Source organism: Shewanella sp. MF05960 (genome assembly GCF_050849305.1).
Taxonomy (GTDB): domain Bacteria; phylum Pseudomonadota; class Gammaproteobacteria; order Enterobacterales; family Shewanellaceae; genus Shewanella.
The window spans coordinates 229,289-247,169 of the sequence record NZ_JBOZPS010000006.1 but is presented as its reverse complement, the minus strand read 5'-3'; the positions used below and the strand labels follow the sequence as shown (position 1 = coordinate 247,169).

Annotated in this window: 18 protein-coding genes; 6 read left to right on the top strand and 12 right to left on the bottom strand. The window is 45.2% G+C overall.

Annotation, left to right across the window (positions count from 1 at the left end):
• Positions 1 to 291: 291 nt before the first annotated feature.
• Genes ACROAE_RS08535 through ACROAE_RS08525 form a run of 3 tightly spaced genes read right to left on the bottom strand, consistent with a single transcriptional unit; the run spans position 292 to position 4,379 of the window.
• The gene (locus ACROAE_RS08535; protein ID WP_432400731.1) at positions 292 to 2,595 is read right to left on the bottom strand and encodes a molybdopterin cofactor-binding domain-containing protein; all 2,304 of its coding nucleotides are present in this window, start codon (positions 2,593 to 2,595) and stop codon (positions 292 to 294) included.
• A complete protein-coding gene (locus ACROAE_RS08530) occupies positions 2,579 to 3,058 on the bottom strand; it encodes a (2Fe-2S)-binding protein (RefSeq protein WP_432400729.1) in 480 nt (159 codons plus the stop codon). The genes ACROAE_RS08535 and ACROAE_RS08530 overlap by 17 nt, the downstream gene beginning before the upstream one ends.
• A gap of 19 nt (positions 3,059 to 3,077) precedes the next feature.
• Positions 3,078 to 4,379, bottom strand: coding sequence for a cytochrome c (locus ACROAE_RS08525; RefSeq protein ID WP_432400727.1), 1,302 nt, complete (start codon positions 4,377 to 4,379; stop codon positions 3,078 to 3,080).
• Between the two features lie 470 nt (positions 4,380 to 4,849).
• On the opposite strand from ACROAE_RS08525, the gene ACROAE_RS08520 reads away from it, so the two are divergent.
• Genes ACROAE_RS08520 through ACROAE_RS08510 form a run of 3 tightly spaced genes read left to right on the top strand, consistent with a single transcriptional unit; the run spans position 4,850 to position 7,059 of the window.
• A complete protein-coding gene (locus ACROAE_RS08520; protein WP_160052058.1) occupies positions 4,850 to 5,167 on the top strand; it encodes a hypothetical protein in 318 nt (105 codons plus the stop codon).
• A 33-nt stretch (positions 5,168 to 5,200) separates the two neighbouring features.
• Positions 5,201 to 5,461, top strand: coding sequence for a hypothetical protein (locus ACROAE_RS08515; RefSeq protein ID WP_432400725.1), 261 nt, complete (start codon positions 5,201 to 5,203; stop codon positions 5,459 to 5,461).
• An 11-nt stretch (positions 5,462 to 5,472) separates the two neighbouring features.
• Positions 5,473 to 7,059 carry a PepSY-associated TM helix domain-containing protein gene (locus ACROAE_RS08510; protein ID WP_432400723.1) on the top strand — a complete coding sequence of 529 codons (1,587 nt, stop codon included), beginning with the start codon at positions 5,473 to 5,475 and terminating at the stop codon, positions 7,057 to 7,059.
• A 59-nt stretch (positions 7,060 to 7,118) separates the two neighbouring features.
• On the opposite strand, the gene ACROAE_RS08505 is transcribed toward ACROAE_RS08510, so the two are convergent.
• Entirely contained in the window at positions 7,119 to 7,814 is a 696-nt protein-coding gene (locus ACROAE_RS08505; RefSeq protein WP_432400721.1) for a pirin family protein, read from the bottom strand.
• 88 nt (positions 7,815 to 7,902) lie between these two features.
• Positions 7,903 to 8,349, bottom strand: coding sequence for a DoxX family protein (locus ACROAE_RS08500; protein ID WP_432400719.1), 447 nt, complete (start codon positions 8,347 to 8,349; stop codon positions 7,903 to 7,905).
• Positions 8,350 to 8,507: 158 nt separating this feature from the next.
• Here ACROAE_RS08500 and ACROAE_RS08495 point away from each other — a divergent pair, with 158 nt between their 5' ends.
• The 3 genes from ACROAE_RS08495 to ACROAE_RS08485 all read left to right on the top strand — a co-directional run bounded on the left by ACROAE_RS08495 (position 8,508) and on the right by ACROAE_RS08485 (position 10,506).
• Entirely contained in the window at positions 8,508 to 9,404 is an 897-nt protein-coding gene (locus ACROAE_RS08495; RefSeq protein ID WP_432400717.1) for a LysR substrate-binding domain-containing protein, read from the top strand.
• Positions 9,405 to 9,488: 84 nt separating this feature from the next.
• Complete coding sequence (locus ACROAE_RS08490) at positions 9,489 to 10,001, top strand: DUF2937 family protein (RefSeq protein WP_432400715.1); 513 nt, start codon at positions 9,489 to 9,491, stop codon at positions 9,999 to 10,001.
• A gap of 31 nt (positions 10,002 to 10,032) precedes the next feature.
• Positions 10,033 to 10,506, top strand: coding sequence for a peroxiredoxin (locus tag ACROAE_RS08485; protein WP_432400713.1), 474 nt, complete (start codon positions 10,033 to 10,035; stop codon positions 10,504 to 10,506).
• Positions 10,507 to 10,592: 86 nt separating this feature from the next.
• Here ACROAE_RS08485 and envZ read toward each other — a convergent pair whose 3' ends face one another.
• From envZ to cyoB, 7 genes are all read right to left on the bottom strand, one after another.
• Positions 10,593 to 11,927, bottom strand: a complete 1,335-nt coding sequence (envZ, locus tag ACROAE_RS08480; RefSeq protein WP_432400711.1) for a two-component system sensor histidine kinase EnvZ — start codon at positions 11,925 to 11,927, stop codon at positions 10,593 to 10,595.
• Positions 11,928 to 11,930: 3 nt separating this feature from the next.
• A complete protein-coding gene (ompR, locus tag ACROAE_RS08475) occupies positions 11,931 to 12,656 on the bottom strand; it encodes an osmolarity response regulator transcription factor OmpR (protein ID WP_432400709.1) in 726 nt (241 codons plus the stop codon).
• A 117-nt stretch (positions 12,657 to 12,773) separates the two neighbouring features.
• The gene (locus ACROAE_RS08470) at positions 12,774 to 13,571 is read right to left on the bottom strand and encodes a hypothetical protein (protein ID WP_432400707.1); all 798 of its coding nucleotides are present in this window, start codon (positions 13,569 to 13,571) and stop codon (positions 12,774 to 12,776) included.
• Between the two features lie 417 nt (positions 13,572 to 13,988).
• Positions 13,989 to 14,921, bottom strand: coding sequence for a heme o synthase (gene cyoE / locus ACROAE_RS08465; protein WP_432400705.1), 933 nt, complete (start codon positions 14,919 to 14,921; stop codon positions 13,989 to 13,991).
• 13 nt (positions 14,922 to 14,934) lie between these two features.
• A complete protein-coding gene (gene cyoD, locus ACROAE_RS08460) occupies positions 14,935 to 15,264 on the bottom strand; it encodes a cytochrome o ubiquinol oxidase subunit IV (protein ID WP_432400703.1) in 330 nt (109 codons plus the stop codon).
• A complete protein-coding gene (gene cyoC / locus ACROAE_RS08455) occupies positions 15,264 to 15,899 on the bottom strand; it encodes a cytochrome o ubiquinol oxidase subunit III (protein WP_432400701.1) in 636 nt (211 codons plus the stop codon). The genes cyoD and cyoC overlap by 1 nt, the downstream gene beginning before the upstream one ends.
• The gene (gene cyoB / locus ACROAE_RS08450; RefSeq protein ID WP_432400699.1) at positions 15,899 to 17,881 is read right to left on the bottom strand and encodes a cytochrome o ubiquinol oxidase subunit I; all 1,983 of its coding nucleotides are present in this window, start codon (positions 17,879 to 17,881) and stop codon (positions 15,899 to 15,901) included. The genes cyoC and cyoB overlap by 1 nt, the downstream gene beginning before the upstream one ends.

The window sequence follows — 17,881 nt, the reverse complement described above, 5'->3', positions numbered from 1 at the left end:
GAATACTCAAGGATGTGGCAATGCTTATTCATTATTATAAGTTAAATTTGTCATTTTTTGTTGACAATTAGTAGTTTAGTATAGTGCGGCTTTATGGTGAGCATTGTTTGTAGCTGTTTTTATTGGTTTTTTAAAAGTCATAATATAAATAAATTATTTTCTTCGTCAGTCTTACGGTTGATAAGTTTAGTATTGCGGCTGATAAAAGAAATATTGCAGGCATAAAAAAGCCCGACTATTTCATCATAGTCGGGCTTTTTGGGTGTTACTTATTCAAGCTGCTAAACCATATTAAATGCTAGTCAGTTTGCTTTTAAGATCGTTTGGCTTCATTGGTAGCTTGCGTAAACGTACGCCAACGGCTTGATAGATTGCGTTAGCAATGGCTGGTGCAACTGGCGTCACCGCGGGTTCACCTAAGCCTGAAGGTGGCTGAGTGCTCGGGATAAACTCAATCTTTATCTCTGGCGTTTGGCCGATACGTATTGGTGTATAAGTATCAAAGTTTGAGTCTTTATACTGGCCATTAAGCAGCTCGGTGCCTTCATGAATTGCCATCGATAAGCCCCATAATGCCGCGCCCTGACACTGTGCTTCAGCACCATTAGGGTCAACAATAATCCCGGCATCAATCGCAATATACAGTTTTTGTACATCAATGCTGCCACGGGCTTTGTCTACATGCACTTGAACGGCACAAGCCACCCAGGTAGGCATATCGCGTTCTTGACCAAAGGTGGATGCAATCCCTAAACCGGTGTTTTCGGCTTGTGGCTTACCCCACTCAATCATTTCAGCGACTTTTTTAAGTACAGCAGCCTGACGAGCAGCGCCGCCAGCAGCAACAGGTGTGGTACCCGCGTTACGGCCTTCGGCGATTAGCATGTCGAGACGGAATTGCAGTGGATCTTTACCAGCATGATGCGCGGCTTCATCCATAAAGCTTTCAACCGCCCAGCCCGTCCAACCCGGCCCGACTGAACGTAACCAACCCGGTCTAAAAGTGGCAATGGCTAAGTCGTTAGACACCGCCCGCACTTTTTGTGCGCCTACGCTGTACCAGTGATCGGCACCAGCAATTGAGAACGGATCAAATGGCTGACCATTAACGCCTTTAGGCATAAAGCCTGGCGCTAATACTTGTGTTGGCCAACCAGCCGTTGCGTGATGTTCCATGGCGGTAACGGCTTTTTTATCATCGAACGCCATTTTTAATTGCTGTACTGAGGCAGAACGTGCACTGTCAAACAGCATATCTTGCGGACGCATCATCACCATTTTAACCGGTTTACCGCCTAATGCTTTAGAGGTTAATGCCGCTGGAATGGTGTAGTCGCCGTTAAGTCTGCGGCCAAAACCACCACCTAACATGTAGCTACGAATAACAATGTTAGCTTCGTCTTCACCTAATGCAGTCGCTAATACAGGTAGGGTAAGTGATTGCCACTGACAACCTGAATGCACTTCCCAAATACCGTCTGGATTTTTAAATACCAGGGCATTTAATGGCTCCATTTGCGCGTGCAGTACGGTGCTGGTGATGTATTCTTCGGCGATGGTGCTTTTAGCACTGGCAAAAGCTGGCTCAGTTTCAACATTACCTGTGTCTAAAATGCCGCCTTTGCTGGCGTCGCTAAGTAACTTTTTGCCATGAGCAATAATATCGGCTTCAGACACATTAGCGGTTTCGCCTGCATCCCAGGTCACTTTGACTAATTTTGAGGCTTTTTGTGCGGCAAAAAAGCTGCTAGCAATAACCATTAACCAACCTGGTACACTGCCACTGGCATCGTCTAACACGATAGTTTGCTGATAACCTTTAACCGCTTTGGCGGCGGAGTCGTCAAACTTAACCACTTTTGAGCCATAACGTGTTGGCGGTAAAATTGGGTTAGCGTACACCATGCCATCAACTTTAGCGTCGATACCAAATACGGTTTTACCATTGGTTTTATTGGCGATATCAAGCGAGGTGACTTGCTGGCCAACTAATTTAAGATCAGCATTGGGTTTAAGCGGCAGTTGCTTGAGTTCTTCTTCGGTAAATTGGCGGGTTAAGCCCATTTTGACCAATTCGCCAAACGACAATTCGCCTTTGCTTGATACCACTTTGCCGTTACTGGCTTTACAGTCAGCAGGCGCAATGCCCCATTTTTTAGCTGCCGCTTCAATTAAGGCTGTACGACCCGCAGCACCCGCCTGGCGATACACAGGCCAGCTTTGTGAAATAGACCAGCTACCACCGGTAACCATGTAACCCCAACGTGGATCACTGTCTACGTGAATAATTTCAATATCATCCCACGAGGCTTCTAATTCGTCAGCAAGAATACGCGCAATAGCCGTACCTACATGTTGGCCCATTTCTGAGCGCATAATGTTGACTTTGATTTTGCCAGCAGTGTCGATTGAGTACCATAAAGACGGTTCATAAATGTCACCTTCTGTTGGTAATACTTTGCCGTCTGGGCTAGCAGGATCCATCGCCGCCATCAAGTGGCGCGGAAAACCAAAGCTGACGCCGACCGCGGTCATGGCAATTAAAAAACCGCGGCGGGTCATGCCAGCCGATCCACGTTTAGGCAGTCTGCTCATCGTTGCTCTCCTTGATTGAGGTTGCGGCTTCATGAATAGCGCTACGGATACGCACGTAGGTCATACAGCGACATAAATTTCCGCCCATCACAGCGTCAATATCTTTGTCTGAAGGTTCTGGAATATCTTTTAACAATGCCGCCGCTTGCATAATTTGGCCCGACTGACAGTAACCACATTGTGGTACTTGCAGTTTTTGCCAAGAAATTTGCAAAGGATGATCGCCTTTTTCAGATAGTCCTTCAATCGTGGTGATTTCAGCACCTTCTACAGACGAAATTGGGGTAATACATGAACGTGTTGCACGGCCGCCAACATGGACGGTACAGGCGCCGCAAGTACCAATACCACAACCAAACTTGGTGCCGGTCATATCGAGTTCATCACGAATAACCCACAGTAGTGGGGTATCGCTTTCCACGTCGGCAGTCATCGGTTTGCCGTTTAAAATAAATTTTGCCATTGGTCACTTCTCCAGTGAATTAGTGCTCAAATCGGGGTTGATTTCGGATCTCGCCCACTTTCTGTTGTAGTGTTGGCCAGGTGTTTTCCCCAGCTGATTGACGCAAATAAGCTGCAATTGCGCTAATGTCTTCATCACTCAATGCATCGCGAAAACCAGGCATTACAATACCGCTGATCCCTTGATCTGCTCTGACGCCATCGAGTATTACGTTGATAAGGTTGGTTGGATCATCTAAATGTGTTGCAGAACCTATCGTCAGTAGTGGTCGGCCCTTAACGAGCTGGTCGCTACTGTAGTGACAGGCTTGGCAGGCTGTGTCATATAAGCGTGCTCCTTCTTCGACTTGTTGATTAGGTTGAGTATGCTGCGCCGCAATGGCAGCTTTTAAGGTGGTGCTAGTGTCTGGCTCGTCTGTATCGTTAGTGCGCGCAAGGTCGGCAAAATAGCCACTGATTGCTTGCATGTCGCTGTCTGGCAGTGCTGATAAACCTTTGTGCATTACTGGTGCCATTGGGCCAGCGGCGCTACCGTGATATTTCGAATTACCTGTGGTGAGATATTCGTAAAAATCTTGCGAGCGCCACGGAATGGGTGAGGTGCTGGTTGAGGTTAAAGACGGTGCTATCCAACCATCGATTGGCGCGCCTTGATACATTTGTGCGTATTGCTCACCGCCTAATGCATTACGGGGAGTATGGCATGCGCCGCAGTGGGCAATACCTTCCGCAAGGTAGGCGCCGCGATTCCACTCTGCTGACTTAGCGCTATTGGGCTTAAACGAATCGGTATCGGCAAAGAGTAATTTCCAACCCGCTTGCAGCATGCTGATATTAAGTGGGAACGGAATACCATTGTCTTTTTTGACTTGGTTTACCGCCGGCACAGACGTCATGATATAGGCATAAATAGCGCTAATGTCAGCGTCGGTCATTTTATTAAAATGTTCGTACGGGAATGCAGGTAATAAATGGTGCCCATCACGGCTAACGCCCGTACGCATTGCACGAGTAAAGGCTTCTTCTGACCAACTCCCGATACCTGTTTCAACATCTGGGGTGATATTGCTTGAGTAAATGGTGCCAAATTCGGTGTGCATTTCATAGTTACCCGCATAAGCGGTGCCGCCAGGTGGCGTATGACAGGTGCTGCAGTAGCCCGCGGCAGCCAAGGTTTTACCTTGTTCGATAACCTCAGGAGAATAGTTGTTGAGTGCTGGAGAGGTGACAGGATCTATCGCGGGTTGCCAAGCATAAAGAATGAATAAGCCTAGTCCTACAATTGCTGCGCCACAAACGCTGTACACGATGCGTTTTAGCATATTTTATTGCCTTATTGTTTTAAGTGAAAATGATATAAAAGAAGGGAATATCTCATCAAACATTCCCTGTATAAACCTTTGTTTAATATTTAAGCTTAGCAATGCATATCGCTTTGTCCAGCGGTAATATTAACCGTTGATTAGATAAAAATAATACAGCATATTTAACTCAGAATATATGAGATTCAATGATTGCAGTAAAGATGTTAATTCATTGTTTAGTAATCGATTTTATTCGTTTTAGCGATGTTACATCAATCGCATTAATAGGCTGCGTTATCATTTAGCTGAACATTCAATCAATTTGGTTATTATCGACATTAAAGACTTACCGCGCTATTCGATGTTGGTCTAGCCTTATAACGCTTTACGCTATGTTTACATTCGCTTTTACATTATCTACTTGTGTTTAACTGAATAATTTACGATAATGAAAACTATTATCATTTGCATTGGCGAGTTGGCTAAACATGGAACTTATTAGCGTTTCTTCTTTATGGGTAGGGTGTTTGTTTGCTTATTTAGCCTCTGATAAGCAGCAACTTATAAGCCTACCGTTTCCTAAACTACTCGCGTGGAGCCTAGGTTGCGCTGCCATGTTATTTGCTGTGTGGGGCTTTAGCCATACCTACAGTTTGCTGGTGGCTTGCTTGTTAGTTGTTATCTGTGTGATGACCATGTGGATGATGTTGGTGTTGCTAGCCGCACACTTCAAAGGCCGCAGTATGTGGGTGAGTTCGTTCGGTTTCGCCTTATTTGTCAGCATTATGTTGGTTGGCGTTAAATAACCCGTCGCTCAGGATTCAGTAAGGTTAAATCAAATGTGGTTAAAGTCGCTTGCAGCTTTTGCTTGGGGGTTATTACTGGCTGTCTGCCTGGTGTTAATAGTGTTTCGTTTGTTGCCGTTAGCGGTAGATACCAAACTGTTTATTGGCATGCTGTTGGGCTTTTGCTTATGGGTGGCGGTGATGGCGTATTGCTACAGCCGTAATACTGCTAAAGCGGCCAGTATTGTCTGTGGTAAATGGTTTGTCGTCACTGCTGTTGCCAATGTGTTGTTGTTTTATATTCCTGTTTATTAATGAAGTCTTCAATGAATCCTCGCGCTAACGCCCCACATAAACTGATTAAAAACCTCGTCGAAGCCCACAGTTGGCTTGGACTGATCATTTCGCCATTACTGTTTATCGTATTTTGGGCCGGTGCTATTACGCTGTTCCATGACGAAGTGGCACAGTGGGCTATTACGCCACATCACCCAGTGCAAAGTAGTCAGCAAGACATACCGCTTGGCAGCTTAGTGGAACAAAAGCGGGCAGAATATCCGGTTGATCAACAAGGGCGTTTTCGGATCAATATGCCCACCTCATTAGTGCCTTATTATATTTTTTATATGGAAGTGCTCGACGATGCCGCAGAAAGTGGTCGTCAATCTTTAGCCATTCTGGTGGATCCTAAAACCGGTGAAACGGTTGCGGGTAAAGATGACTTCTTGTTATCGCAATTTATTTATCGACTGCATTACAACCTTCATTTACCCGGTGGAAGCTACCTCATCGGGATGGTGACATTAGTCTTTTTGTTTGCCCTAATCTCTGGGGTGTTTATTCATGCCCGTAAACTGTTTAAACACTTTTTTCAGTACCGGGTAGATAAGCAGAGACGCGATAATCTATTAGATTTACACACAGTGGTAGGCGTCATGACGCTGCCGTTTACCTTAATGTATGCCTTAAGTGGCCTGGTGCTAAATTTAGCTATTGTGTTTCAATTGGCGTTTGCGATGTTTATTTACCAAGGCGATCAACAAGCCTTGTTTAATGATGCAGGCTTTAACCGAGTGGTTGAGCCTCGCAGCCAAACACAGATGGCGATGGATAACTCTTTTCAATTGATAGAGCAAACTCGGCAGCAAGAAAATTTTGAATTACGTAATGTGATTTTTCATCATTACGGTGCTGACAATGCATTAGTGCAAATTCGTGGTAGTGATACCGCCAGTTTTGCCCAGCGTGATGAAGTGACTTACCGTATTGCTAATGGTGCCGTGGTCGATAAGGTCAATGCCGAACAATACAATGTATTCCGCCAGGGACGCGATGTGTTAGTGACGCTGCATTTTGGTGATTTTGCCGGTATGGATGTGCGGATTTTATACTTCATTTTAGCCATGGCCATTAGTGCGATGATTGTGGCTGGCAATATGTTGTGGATTAATAAACGCCGCACCCAGCGTCATTCTTCGCCGCGCAGTATTGCCATTGCAAGTGCCGTCACTATAGGTGGATGCGGTGGCATTATTGTGGCCACAGCGGTTGGCTTTTTATGTGAGCGAGTGTTACCTGCCACGTTGCCAGCCCGCGGTGATTGGCTTGTTGCCTGCTTTGTACTGGCTTTGTTAGCGACCATGTTAGTGAGTATTAACATTGGCAATATTAAACGCCATATTAGCCGCTTATTATTGCTAACTAGTGCACTGTTATTAATAACATTGATAGCCGATTGGCTGATGTTTGCCGAGCAGATTATTACTCTGTGGCAAAACGGCTTTACCGCAGTGATAGGCGTGCAAGTGGCGATGGGCTTAATGGCTGCTATTGGCGTGTTTAGTGCACTAAAGCTAAGAGACGCGCAGTACGTTGATACCCGAGAAAAGCTTGGTGAACCTCTTGTTAATTAATTCGGTGAACGAAACGTTTGCCTGCGATAGCATCATCACAGGCATCACGAGTGTTGGTATTAAGGCAAATCAAATAACAATGCAATAGACTGGTCGTCTAGCTCGTTTTTAAAGGTTATCGTTTGTTGACCTGTTATCTTTGCTCCATCACCGGCAATGAGTCTTTCTGACTCGATTTTCAGCTCACCGACCACTTGATGTACATAGACCTGTCTGTCAGCGGCAATCGTGTAAGTCAGCTCTGAATACGGCGCTAAAATCAATTGTGATAACGTCGTATTTTGCTTGATGTGTAAGGTGTCATTTTCACCCGTTGGCGTCGCAATGGTGGTTAATCCTATAGCCTGGCCAAAGTTTTTTTGCTGATACCCTGGCGTATTACCTAAGGTATTGGGCTGGATCCAAATCTGTAAAAACTTCAATGGCTCGGTTTTAGACGCATTGTATTCACTGTGAGTGATACCGCTGCCGGCAGACATAAGCTGGAATTCACCAGCAGGCAATACTTCAACGTTACCCTCACTGTCTTTATGGGCAATTGAACCTTCGAGCACATAGCTGATGATTTCCATGTCACGATGGCCGTGAGTGGCAAATCCTGCACCGGGCGTTACGCTGTCATCGTTAATGACTCGCAGGGCTGAAAAGCCCATATGCTCTGGGTCATAATAACTGCCAAATGAGAAGCTGTGTTTACTGTCTAACCAACCAAAATTGGCGGTGCCGCGCTCGCTTGCAGGACGTAAAGTGATCATGATGTTCTCCTAAAGCAATACCAATCAGAGTTGTGTTTTGATCTGATTGGCATTGATCGAAATTTGGGTTTGCTAATTTGCTCTGAGGTTACTTAGCTAATCGAGTGGTAAGCGCGTTATCAAGCGCTGCTTTACCCGAACCCGATAAAGCCAATGACACGCTGGCGGCTAATAATGCCAAAGCATACTCATAACCGTTGTTAGACATAAATAAACCGTTGCTTAGGTGAACACTGGCAATGGCAATCACCATGGTAAAAGCAAGTGCGACAGCCGCTGGACGAGTCAGTAAACCGAGTAAAATAAATAAGCCACCAAAGAACTCAGCACTGCCTGCCATAAAGGCCATTAACACACCAGGTTCCATTCCCATTGACGCCATCCATTGCCCAGTACCTTCTAGGCCATAACCGCCAAACCAACCAAATAATTTTTGGACGCCGTGGGCCATAAATATAATCCCAACAGGCACACGCAATGCCAATGTGCTAAAACCTGCAGTAGAGTGTGTAATGCGTTTAATCAGTGCTTTCATGATTTGTATCCTCAATATTTTTAAACTGTTATTTGGCTGGTGGTAAACGTAAATAACGCTGCCTCACCGATTGATAATGAGTATATTGAGACTTGATCGAATAAAAAATCGGAATAAACTGAGTTAATAGTTCAAATTTTTTGAATAAGGATAAATTCATGCACCATGCGATTACCATCGATGCACTGCGGGCCCTGGACGCCATTGAGCGCAAGGGGAGTTTTGCTGCTGCCGCGGCGTCGTTGTATCGAGTGCCGTCAGCATTAACCTACACCATCAAAAAACTTGAAGACGACATGGGCACAGCGTTATTTGACCGGACAAAACAAAAAGCACAGCTCACTCCAGCAGGTAAAATTGTATTAGAGCAAGGGCGTCAGATATTGCTGGCCACTCATCGACTGATTGATTCCGTGCAGCAATTAGAGTCCGGTTGGGAAAGTGAAATTAGATTGTCGCGCGATACGGTTATTCCTCAAGCGCCGTTGTTTCAGTTAATCGAGCAATTTAATCAGCTCAAACACTCGGTAGACATTAGTATCGATGTGGAAGCCGTGGGTGGTGGTTGGGATGCCTTACACAGTCGCCGTGCAGACATTGTGATTGGTGCCTCTGGCGAATTACCTAGAGGTGTATTTCAAACCCACAAAATAGGCGAGATTGAATTTGTATTTGCAGTGGCGCCTCATCATCCATTAGCGTTTGTTGATGAGGTATTAGCCGCCGACAAACTCACCGAATACGTCTCAGTTGTGGTGGCCGATACCGCGCAAGTGTTGCCGACACGCAGTAGTGGCTTATTTCAAAGCAAGCAAGTCATTAGAGTCAACACCATGGAAACCAAAATAGCGGCACAGCGACAAGGTTTAGGGATTGGGTTTTTACCGCGGCACATGGTGCAGTGCTATTTCAACAGCGGTGAGTTAATTGAAAAACAATGCTCAATTCCACGTCCTAACCAGAGCTTATATCTTGCTTGGCATAAAGAGCACCAAGGCCGCGGTTTTGAGTGGTTTATTGAGCATTTACCAAAAATTGATTGGGGCTTGAGTTAACATCCGTTTATACAAGATGCGTAGTTAACTGATTGGTGATATTGTGGCGTTTGTGAATTTTTCTCTATCTCAACCGATGACATCATGATTAAACATTTAATGGACTATCTTCGCTTAGTGCTGTTTGTTTGCGGCGTATTGATTGGTATTCAGGTTCCCGGTTTTGTCGATCAATATGGTCAACGTTTAGAAGCGCATCAGCTAGAAGCCAAGCAAAGTTTGGCCGAATTTCAACACGATGCCGACCGTTTTTTTGCTGGTGACATCAGTAAGCTTATTCAACACTATCGCAAAAATAACGATCCAGTTTTCAGCGCGGGTGGCGAAAGTATCGAATCGATTTATCAACGTTACGTGGCGTTAACTGACGCATTAACGCGCTTTCGTCAACACAGTTATAGCCCATACCAGCAAGTGATCCTTGCACCGCAAACAGACATTCAAGCTGAAGTATGGAACAACTATTCGCATGTGATTTTATTAAAGCCCGAAGCCATTGCCATCGGCATGTTACTTGGGCTGTTGATCTCAATTTTATGTGAGTCAGTATTATCTATTTTGTATGTAGGTTGCCGTAAAGTATTGGCGCCTAAATAACCCATTTATTCACCCTTAAGGAAATATGATTATGATCGCTACAGGACAATCTTTACCAAAAGCTACATTAAGCCAACTGACTAAAGACGGTATGGTTAATCACGATGTGACTGAGCTTTTTGCCGGTAAAAAAGTGGTGTTATTTGCCGTACCAGGTGCATTTACGCCAACCTGTTCAGAAGCTCACTTGCCAGGCTTTGTGGTACAGGCAGACGAGTTTAAAGCTAAAGGTGTTGACCTAATTGCTTGTGTATCGGTAAACGATGCATTTGTGATGAAAGCATGGGGCGAAGCGCAAAATGCCTCTGAATTAATGATGCTAGCCGACGGCGATGCCAGCTTTACTAAAGCACTAGGCCTAGAAATGGACACTGCTGGTTTTGGTGGCGTGCGTTCACAACGTTACGCGATGATTATCGACAACGGCGTAGTGACATTATTGAATGTTGAACAAGCCAAGTCATTTGAAGTGAGCACAGCAGAAGCCGTAATGGCTGCACTGTAAGTCGCTATTCAAATTAGATTGAAAAGATGGGCGCCCAATGTGGCGCCCATTTTTTATGAGTGCGTTAACGTCGTTTCAATCAAATCTTATTGATTTTTATCCATTAATGGCAGCCAAACCTGAGCTTTGAGGCCACCTTGAGGGCGGTTAGACAGTTTTACTTTGCCATGATGACGGTCAACAATCCGCTTAATAATCGCCAGCCCTAAACCTGAGCCGACACTGCCGCGGGCAGAATCACCTTGAGTAAAGGGTTGAAATAACTGCTCAACCTTAGACTCATCAATGCCTGGGCCATTATCTTCAACGCTAAAACACACCGCGTTACCTTGATGATACGAACTGATTTTTATCCAGCCATTGCCGTAACGAAACGCATTTTCTACCAGGTTGCTCAGCACACGTTTAATCGCCACGCTATTCATGGCAATGTCGGGGCAGTCTGCTAACGACAGCTCTATGGTTTCTTCGCGGTGAGATTCCTGTTGGCTAATTTCCTGGATTAAGCGGTTAATTTGATCTGGCTCGCGCACACCTTCACGATCGTTGCGAATATAGGCAATAAATTGGTTAATAATCGCATCCATGTCTTCAATGTCGGTAACAATGCCTTCTTTTAAATATTGGTCTTCTTCGACCATCATTTCAGATGCTAAGCGAATACGAGTCAGTGGCGTGCGTAGGTCGTGGGAGATACCGGCCATGAGTAAGGCACGGTCTTGCTCAAGCTGTTTCATACTATGCGCCATTTGATTAAACGCATGGGTTACTTCAACAATTTCGGTAGAACCGCTTAACGGTAATGTGGGCGGGAAGTCGCCTTGAGACACCGCAACCGCGGCTTTTTGTAAGCGTTTTAATGGCCTGTTTTGCCTACGGGCGAATAACCAGCCGCCAGCGACACTGAGCGCGCCAATCACCAATAAATACAAGGTTAATGGCGATAAGTCAGATTCGTTAATGCCGGTTAACGGCACTTTAATCCACAGCGTGGGGGCTTGAGGCGGCTTAATCCACACGTCGAGATTTTCACCCTGAGAAAAACGAACTTCAGCTTCGCCGCCCAAATAAACCGACATTTGTTCAGACAAAAAGCTGTAATAAGTGGCCTGGCTGAGTCCGGCCTCCTGGGCTTGTTTTTGGTTGTAAACCGTCATGCCATCGTCACGCACTTTGGCATTTAAGGCATCAACCATGGTGAGATGTTCGCGGCCAACATCCACGCCATCAACAAATAATATGTTGATTTGGCGGGCAATCAGTTGGTTAATTTGCTCGTAACTGGGTTTAATAAAGTAAACGGCGACCGACCAATACGACACTAATTGATTGATCAGCAATAAGCTGCCAATCAACAATACCGTTTGGCTAAACGCGCTTCGAGGTAAGAAGCGTTGCCACCATTTTAACTTGAGTTCCATGACTTACTTACGCGTGGTGCCGTCGGGTACAAACACATAACCTAAACCCCAAACCGTTTGAATATAACGTGGGTTTGCGGCATCTTTTTCAATTAAACGGCGTAGGCGCGAAACCTGTACATCGATAGATCGCTCAAGGGCAGAGTAGTCACGGCCGCGAGCAAGGTTCATTAACTTGTCGCGCGATAATGGCTCACGAGGATGGTTAACCAGCACTTTTAATACGGCAAACTCACCGCTAGTCAGGGCAATGCTTTCATCACCATGAAACATCTCACGCGTGGCTAAATTCAGTGAAAACTCACCAAACTCAATCATTTCTTCCTGCTGCGCAGGCGCACCTGGTACTTCAGTGGTTTGACGACGCATTACCGCTTTAATCCGTGCTAATAACTCACGTGGATTAAACGGTTTAGGTAAATAGTCATCAGCGCCAAGCTCTAAGCCAATAATACGGTCAACTTCATCGCCTTTAGCGGTGAGCATCACAATCGGAATTGGGTTTTCTTGCTGGCGCAAGCGGCGACAAATCGATAAACCATCTTCACCGGGTAGCATCAAGTCGAGTACTAAAAGGTGAAAGTTTTCGCGCTCAAGTAATCGGTCCATTTGTTCAGCATTGGCTGCGCTACGTACTTGAAAGCCTTGTTCAAGCAAGTAACGTTCTAATAATGAACGTAATCTCATGTCGTCATCGACAACGAGAATTTTAGAGGTTTCTTGGCCCATGGAATATCCTTTTAACACTAAATCGATACCAGCAATGGCTCAGTATGAAGTGTAATCACTTGAATTTGAATAGCTGATTGCAGCAGAAATTGTAACTAAATAGCTGTAAATGCCGCTTTATTGTTTAAAAATCCGCAAATGGTCTGTTATGTGGTCTTTGTCTTGGTCAAAAGATAAAGCCAGTTGTTGGCGCAAAGGGTGATAAATCATGAGAGGTAATGCGGATGTCAGTTGTGGGTGGCTATCAAAAATAGGTTCACTAAACTCTTGCTGCTCATCAAAGCGGCCCCATTGTAAGTGGGTATTATGCGGATGAACGTGAGGGTCTTGATGTAAGTTCACATTCACTAAAGCGTAATAACCGCTGCTCAGCAACACAACACTACTTAATGCTGGTGTTGATAATTGATGCCAGACGCCGAAGATAGATTGGTGCTTATAGGCATAATAGTTATGCTGTTCATCGCTAATGCTGTCTGCGTTAGTGTCGATAGTGAAGACTAACTTTTTTGATTCTACGCCAAGCGCGATATGCAGCTTGGGATAGGTTATTTGATACGCCACCAGGCCCAATAGCGGATTATTGCTATAACTGGCCATAAAGCGCACACCATTAGGCGCAATAGCGAGTCGACCCCATTCGGCTACGCTTTTATGCGGCGTTAGGTGGTTGAGCTTGATGTATAAATAGCTTAAGTCACGGTTTAATTGCAGTAAGGTGATGTGCTCTGGGGTGTCGATAATCCAATTGCCAAATAACGCGTGCTGATTGTTCGAGGTTAATGTTTGCGCTGTCGCGTTGACGGGCACCACTAACGTTAGGAACATCATCAAAGACAAAATGCATAAGCGCAATGGTTTGTTAGCGGAATTGATGAGGCCAGTCAGCAACTGGGTTGTTAACGCGGTAAACATAATATCCCTTTATGTTTTTAGAGTGGGTAAATACCCAAACAACCTGAAGATGCTCGATTTCAGCAAGAGTTTACACGCGTTTAGGCAAGGCATTGATTGCGGGTAATGGTCGTTCCCTTTCCAAAATCAATAACGCAGCATAAACACGTGTAAAACTTGCCCTTTGGGAGTTTCACCGTGTTCCCACTACGTTGTTGCGCTAATTTATAAGGTACCTACATTACCGCATTAACGCGCCTAGTATTGAAAACACGGTGAAGCTCTGAAACACGGATCTTCAAGTTGATTGGGTATAGACCGAACTTCATGCGGTAATTTAAATGAGCTTTAACCCTAGTCAACAATGCTGAATAAGCAAATAAAAAGCCCGCAGCATAGGCTAACGGGCTTTGTGTTCAACCAAATAATGATGACCGGTTAAGGTACTAAAGTCAGTAATGGTACTTGAGCAGCAACTTGAAAATCCAATGCCATGGTCACGCTTAATGCGGTAATCGTGATAATGGAAAATCCAAATACCTGCCGAGCCCAAGACTGCAAATTGATGTCGCGACGATAGCCTTTTAATGCCATGGCTAACCACCATAAACTCGTCGCAAAGGTGACCGCCATAAAGGCAATACCTGTGTAACCAGCTAAGGGAAGCAGTGCACTCACTAGCGCAAAGACCGCGATGTACAACACGATATGCAATTTAGCTTTGGTCATGCCTTGGGCTACGGGTAATACCGGAATATTGGCCGCGGCATAATCGTCAAAGCGAAAAATCGCAATCGCATATGAGTGAGGCATTTGCCATAGGCTAAACATTAGCAGCAAAATGACCGCGCCCATGTCCATTTGCCCGGTAACCGCGCAATAACCCACAACCGGTGGCACGGCTCCCGAAAAACTGCCAACTAAGGTGCCGTAAACCGAGTTGCGTTTCATGTATAGGCTGTACACGCCGACATAAACCACATAGCCAATGGCGGCAAATAACACCGCTAAACTATTAGTGAATATCGCCAGCATGGTAAAGCCGACAACACCCAGACCAATACCAAAGCTCAATACCGCTTGTACCGATATTTCACCGGTAACGGTCACTCGGTTTCGAGTGCGCTTCATTTTGGCGTCGATGTCGCGATCAATGCAATTATTGATCGCGCAACCCGACGCCACCACCAAAGACAAACCTATCATGGTGGCGAACATCAAGGTCAAATCAACATTACCTTGAGCCGCGAGTAAAAAGCCGCCCGCGACAGAAATTAAATTGCCCATGATGATGCCAGGCTTAGTGACCTGAACATATCCTCGTAAGCGTGAGGTTAATTGTGCTGACATAGATTGACCTTGATTATTCATGATAGCTGTCTAATTACATCATCAATTCGTTAGCTGCGTAGATAATCCACACAGACAAACCCACTACCATGACAATAATCAAGGCGGTGAATAAGAACGAGAATGTATTGATTCTGCCTTCTTTAGAAAAATCTAAATGGAGGAAGTATTTCAAGTGCACCACGATTTGCACTATCGCCGTTATCACCACAACCCAGAGTGTTGTCATGTGGTCAAAGTGGTGTGTCATCACCGACCAAAATGGGATACCAGTTAAGACAACCGATAACACAAAGCCGACTAAATATGATTTAACGCTGGCAGAAAAGTCGCCTTCTCCGTGGCTTGCATGTGCATTGCTCATCACAAGACTCCTAACAAATAAACTACGGTAAACACGCACACCCACACGATGTCTAAGAAATGCCAAAACAAACTTAAACAACTCAGGCGAGTGATGCTGCGATTAGTTAAGCCTGTTTTAAGCACTTCAACCATCATGATCAGCATCCAAATTAAGCCCGCGGTAACATGCAAACCATGCATACCGACTAAGGCAAAAAATGCGGATAAAAACGCGCTGCGATCTGGGCCATTACCGTGTTCAATTAAATGATGGAATTCGTACACTTCCATCGCGATAAACACACAACCCAACGCAAAGGTGATTAATAACCACGTTAATGTTGCGGCTTTCTTTTGGTGTCTTGCGCAAATCATGGCAAAGCCATAAGTAATACTACTGATCAGTAAGGCGGCCGTTTCGATAAGCACGAAGTCTAATTCGAAAATATCTTTGCCCGACACCCCACCATCGGTATTCATAAACAACACCGCATAAGTCGCAAACACAGAGGCGAACAAAATACAGTCGGTCATGAGATAAAGCCAAAAACCGAACAAGGTGTTACCGCTAGTGTCATGATGATCATTATGGTGTTGATCATTGTGCTCAGCAGAATGAGCTACGTGTAAATCTGCTTTAATAGCAATACTCATTATCGGCCCCTTGCTACGTTATCTAAGTGTGCATTTTCAATACGTGCGACTTCATCGGGTTGCACGTAATAGTCCACGTCATTGTCGTAAGCACGCAGTAAAAACAACACAAACGTACCGCCAAAACCGACAATGGCTAACCACCAAATATGCCAAATCGCCGCAAAGCCCATGGCAGTAATACACGCAGCCATGGTAATACCGCTGGCAGTATTTTTAGGCATGTGAATTGGCTGATAGGTTTCACGACGTTGATAGGCAGTGCCTTTTTCTTTCATGTCGGTGAACGTATCAATGTCTGTTACGGGATCTAACTGGGCAAAGTTATAAAACTGTGGTGGTGAAGAGGTTGACCACTCAAGTGTACGGCCATTCCATGGATCGCCTGTGGTATCGAGGTTTTGCTCACGGTCGCGGAAGCTCACATACAATTGCACAAACTGTAAAATAATCCCCACAAGAATGATGAATGCGCCGACTACGGCAAAGTAAAGCCAGAAGTTCCACGCTGGGTTATCTGTGTGGTTAATACGACGTGTCATGCCCATAAAACCAAGCACGTACAACGGCATAAAGGCCAAATAGAAGCCAATTTGCCAGCACCAAAAAGATGCCTTGCCTAAACGTTCATTAAGCGTGAAACCCATCGCTTTAGGGAACCAGTAAGCAAACCCCGCCATATAGCCAAATACCGCACCACCAATAATGGTGTTATGGAAATGGGCAATTAAAAACAAGCTGTTATGCAACACATAATCGGCTCCTGGTAATGCTAACAATACCCCGGTCATGCCGCCGATGGTGAAGGTCACCATAAAGCCTAAGCCCCACAATACTGGCACGGTCAAACGTAAACGGCCGCGATAAATGGTAAATAGCCAGTTAAACAGTTTTACCCCAGTCGGCACCGCAATCACCATGGTCATTGCGCCGAAGAAGGCGTTAACATTCGCGCTTGAACCCATGGTAAAGAAATGGTGTAACCACACAATAAAGCCAAGTACAGAAATCGCACCCGTTGCCCACACCATTGAGGTGTAACCAAATAAACGCTTTGAAGTGAAGGTTGAAAACACTTCAGAGAAAATACCGAAAGCCGGTAATACCAAAATGTACACTTCAGGATGACCCCAAGCCCAAAATAGGTTGATGTACATCATGGCGTTACCGCCACCGTCGTTGGTAAAGAAGTGGAAATCTAAATAACGGTCTAAGGTCAACATGCCTAACAAAGCCGTTAAAATGGGGAACGATGCAACGATTAACACGTTAGCCCAGGTACAAGCCCAAGTGAAAATAGGCATTTGCATCAGCTTCATACCAGGCGCACGCATTTTTAACACAGTGGCGATAAAGTTCACCCCGGTTAAGGTTGTCCCTATACCGGATATTTGCAAGGCCCAGATATAATAATCAACCCCCACCCCCGGACTGTAGGCCAGCTCTGACAATGGCGGATAAGCCACCCAACCGGTTTTAGCAAACTCACCGAGTCCTAGCGATATGTTAATTAACACCGCACCAGAGGTGGTTAGCCAAAAACTGAAATTGTTTAAGAATGGGAACGCGACATCGCGAGCACCAATTTGCAACGGTACGACCAAGTTCATTAAACCAATCATAAATGGCATTGCCATAAAGATAATCATGATCACGCCATGGGCGGTGAAGATTTGGTCGTAATGTTCTGGTGGTAAATACCCCGCAGCGCCATTAGTGGCGAGCGCTTGCTGGGTTCGCATCATAATCGCGTCAGAGAAACCACGGATAAGCATCACCATCGCTAACACGATATACATGATGCCAAGTTTTTTATGGTCAACCGAGGTTAACCAGTCGTGCCACAGCACGCCCCATTTTTGATGCTTAGTGATTAAAGCTGCAATAATGACACCAATAATGGCGACAGCCGCGAGGGTCACCATAATAATGGGTTCGTGATACGGAATAGACTCGAGTGTTAATTTTCCAAGAAATGGCAT